3 protein-coding genes and 1 pseudogene are annotated in these 3,902 nt (G+C 70.9%); 3 read left to right on the top strand and 1 reads right to left on the bottom strand.

The features are described 5' to 3' along the window. Window positions 1-38: 38 nt before the first annotated feature. Window positions 39-680, bottom strand: a complete 642-nt coding sequence (locus tag KUTG_RS62470) for a TetR/AcrR family transcriptional regulator (RefSeq protein ID WP_198047564.1) — start codon at window positions 678-680, stop codon at window positions 39-41. A 350-nt stretch (window positions 681-1,030) separates the two neighbouring features. On the opposite strand from KUTG_RS62470, the gene KUTG_RS59795 reads away from it, so the two are divergent. The 3 genes and pseudogenes from KUTG_RS59795 to KUTG_RS62465 all read left to right on the top strand — a co-directional run. Then, window positions 1,031-1,291, top strand: a complete 261-nt coding sequence (locus tag KUTG_RS59795) for a hypothetical protein (protein WP_043726199.1) — start codon at window positions 1,031-1,033, stop codon at window positions 1,289-1,291. 17 nt (window positions 1,292-1,308) lie between these two features. Next, window positions 1,309-3,228: a hypothetical protein gene (locus KUTG_RS45805; RefSeq protein WP_043726198.1), complete on the top strand. Its 1,920-nt coding sequence runs from the start codon at window positions 1,309-1,311 to the stop codon at window positions 3,226-3,228. Between the two features lie 13 nt (window positions 3,229-3,241). Beyond that, window positions 3,242-3,902: pseudogene (locus tag KUTG_RS62465) on the top strand (hypothetical protein); the annotation flags it as partial.

Raw genomic sequence — 3,902 nt, 5'->3', positions numbered from 1 at the left:
CATGGTGGTGCTCCGTGTGTGATCGGGGGGTTGACGGCTCAGCCGAGGGCCAGGAACCCGGCGCGGACCTGGAGGACGAGGCGGTCGAACAGCTCGGACCACAGCCGCCGGGTCTGCGGCGAGTCCTCCAGCCCGGCCCGTTCGGTCCAGTGCTTCTGCAGCACCATCAGGCCACCGAGCAGGCTCGACACCAGCAGCTCGACGTCGAGCGGCGGCACGTCCGGATGCCGGTGGCGGGCCGTGGCCATGAGGTTCTCGCTGACGCTGAACACCGTGTCGCGCACGATCGCCAGCACCCGCGTGTCCTGGTGTCCCATCGGGCCCAGGACGAGGGTCAGCCGGATCATCGCCCCCAGCAGGTCGATGGATCCCAGCATGGTGACCACGTCGTCGAGCAGCGCCTCGTGCGCGCTGCCGCCGGTCGGCGCCGGGCCGTCACCGACGGTGAGACTGTCGATGACGTCGCCGAGCATCTCGGTGCCGACCGCGATGAGCAGTTCCTCGGTGGAGTGGAAGTAGTTGAACACCGTCCGGCGCGACACCTCCGCCCGCGCCGCCACGTCGTCCGCCGACAGGCCCTCGACCCCGCGCTCGGCCAGCAGTTCCGTCGCCGCGCCGACGATCCGTCGGCGTCGACGCTCCATGCTGGCCGCCTCGCGGCCCTCAAGTGCCCGTGCCATGCCTCTTACACTATGTGCAATTCTGCACTTTGTGCAGAACTGAGCACCGTGGGTCCGGTCACATCCGGTGAGAGCGGCATCGGGCAAACATTGCGGTGCCGACCACAATGCCCGCGACCCCCTCCCCGGGCCATCGTTGCCGGCATGACGGAGGCAGGGGGCGCGCAGGTGCGGGTGGAGCTGACGCTCGTGCCGAGCACCGTGCCCATTCAGGGGTGGGCACGGGACGCCGGGGGAAACGCACACGCGTTCACGGGCTGGCTGGAGCTGCTCGAATTTCTGGACCAGGCACGTATCAGCGGGCCGGCTCGCGCATCCGCACATCGGACCGCAGTGGAAGGGGAAGCGCCATGACATCGCCGGGGGCACGGCAAGCGCAGCAGAACTACCAGCAGCAGGCGCAGAACAACAGCGCCACGTTCCGACGCAACGCGGCGCACCACGCCAGCACGCGCCGGCGTGGGCCGATGGGGCCGATCCGGGCGCTGCTGGGCCTGGTCTTCTCGCTGATCTTCGTGGCGATCGCGGTCGGGATCTTCCTCATGATCCTCAACGCCGCCCAGCCCGAACTGCTCGACCAGGCCAAGACCTGGTTCGGCCGGACCTTCTGAGCACCGAGGAGGCCGGGATGAGCACCTATCGCATGGCCGGTGGACAGGGGCGTGGCCTCTCGTCCGTCACGACGACGACCGAAGGCTGGGCGATCCAGCTCGCCCCCAGGCTGTTCGCGCCGCCGGCGCGCTGGGGCTGGCAGGCCGCGGCGGTGGTGCCGGCGCCGACGATCACGTTACCCACGCCGGCCCCTCGGCCGGCGTGGGTGGAGCCGCCGCGGCCGGACACCAGCGCGCTGGTCGCGGCCCGCTCGAAGGCCGTGACACGGGTGATCTGGCGGCTGGCCTTCCTCACCGTCGCGGCGTTCGCCTTCACCACGTACCAGCTGGTGATCGAACGACAGGTCAGCCGGTACGGCAACTCGGCGCACCAGGTCTACACGGTGGCCCTGCTGGTGATCGCCGCGCTGCTGACCATCGGTGTCATCCGGGCCATCTCCGGCGTTCGCTTCGCCAACCGCAACATCCGCACCTTCGAGCAGCCCTACCACCAGATGCGCCACACCGAACAGCAGCGCTACCGGCACGCCGTGCAGGCCTGGGAACAGGCGCAGTACCAACACAGCGCAGCCGCGGCACAAGCGGCACGAATGGCCACGGCGGCGGCGAACGGGCCGCAGTGGTACCCCGTGCAGCCGGCGTCCGAACCGACCCGGGTCGACGTGTTCGGTGGCGACCCGCATCGGCACGGCTGGGCCAGCCTGCTGGTCACCTTCGGCTCCTCGCTGCTGGCGGGCGGCCAGCGGATCACCGTGCTGGACTTCACCGGCCAGGAGGTCGGCGAGTCGCTGGCCAGCGTGGCCCGCGCCGGCGGCCTGAGCGTGGGCTCGGTGACGCTGACCGAGGAGGAGACGGTCGGGCTGAACCTGTTCGCGGGCTTGACGAATCGGGACATCGCCGAGTGCGTCGGCCACGCCGCGACCAGCCGCCCGGACGGCGATCACCGCGAGGAACGGGCGCTGGCCGTGGACGTGCTGAAGATGGTGCTCGACGCCCTCGACGGGCCGGCCACGTTCGCCCGCCTGGCCGCCGGTGTGCGGGTGCTGTCCCAGGGCGCCGGCGAGCTGGCCCCGGAAGAGGTCAACCGGCTTGCCGCACGGATCGGGGACATCGACCAGAACGAGTGGGCCGCAAGGCAGCTGCGACTGCTCACCCGCCAGCTGGACATGGTCAACGACGTGGTGGCCGCCATCCCGGGTGGACGTCCACTGTGGACGAACGACCGGGTGTCGCTGGTCGCCACCGACGGCGGCCGCAGCGACCGCAAGGAGCTGCTGGACCGGCTGCTCGTGCAGCTGGCGCAGCGGGCCATGGACGGTCACGGCTGGCCGGGCGGGCTGCTGGTCGTGGCCGGGGCCGACCATCTCGGCGCGAAGACGGTGCAGGCGCTGTCCGAACACGCCCGCCACGCCGGCGTGCGGCTGATCCTGATGATCGACCAGCCGCAGGGCGACCTGGAGAAGTCGGCCGGCACCGGCGGGGTGGTCTGCATCATGAAGATGTACAACCACCGCGACGCCACCATCGCCGCCGAGTTCATCGGCAAGGGCCACAAGTTCGTGGTCAACCAGATCACCCGCCAGGTCGGCAGCACGTTCACCGACAGCGGCGGGGACAGCTTCGGGGCCAACACGGGCGGCACCAACAACTCCAAGCAGCGCCGCTCCGGCACCCAGGGCCGACAGAACGGGCTGTCCGACTCCCGCGGCCACACCTGGACCGGCACCCGCGGCTGGAGCACCGCCGACAACGTCAGCACCTCGACCGGAACGAGCCGCGTGTACGAGTTCACGGTGGAGCCGCAGGAGATCCTCGGCATGCCGGAGACGTTGTTCATCCTGGTCGACAACTCCGGCCACGGCCGCCGGGTGATCACCGCCGACGCCAATCCCGGCATCTGCCTGCGGGACCGCGTCTCCGCGATCCCGGCGGCGTGAGGCGGTGACGTCCGTGCCCTACCCCGTGAGCTGGTCGGAGTTCGACCTGCACGAGCTGACCGAGGTGCCCGCGCAGGCCGACGACCAGCGCCGCAAGAACAGCGAGCGCCGTGACGACGAGCGCGACGACCCGCTGGCGGCGCTGACCGTCGCACTCGCCGGGGCCCACGCCGGGCTCACCTCGAACGGCGATCACGCGCCGGTCGTGTTGTCGGCCTGGCTGCGCCCGCCCAACGCGCGGCGGATGCACTTCCTGGTCGGCGGCAAGCCCGATTTCACGCCGGCGACGGGCACCGGACACGGCGAGGTGCTGTTCCCACCCGGCGCGCTGGCCACCCCGCTGGGCAAGGGCCGACCCACGCTGCTGGACCTGTTCACCTGCTGGGTGCCCTGCACCGGTCACCCGGACGCGTTGTGGGCGCCGACGGACACCAAGCACGCCAAGCCTTCCGAGCGCCGCGGCTCCTTCGAGCAGTACGTGGCCCACCTGCGGCAGCCCTTCGCCTGGGTGGTGCTGGCCGAGCCGGCGCGGCCGCAGGAGGTGCAGCCGGCGCTGGACCGGCTGGTCGGCGAGATCCTTCCGTTGTCCCGCAACGAAGTCGGCGAGGCCAACCGGATCGCGTTGGAACGCAAGCAAAGCCGGTTCCGTGAACTCAGCCGTGCGCTGCTGGGCA

The sequence above is a fragment of the Kutzneria sp. 744 genome (assembly GCF_000568255.1).
Classification (GTDB): Bacteria; Actinomycetota; Actinomycetes; order Mycobacteriales; family Pseudonocardiaceae; genus Kutzneria.
Note: the sequence above shows the minus strand (reverse complement) of the source record. Positions and strands in the feature narration are given on the sequence as shown.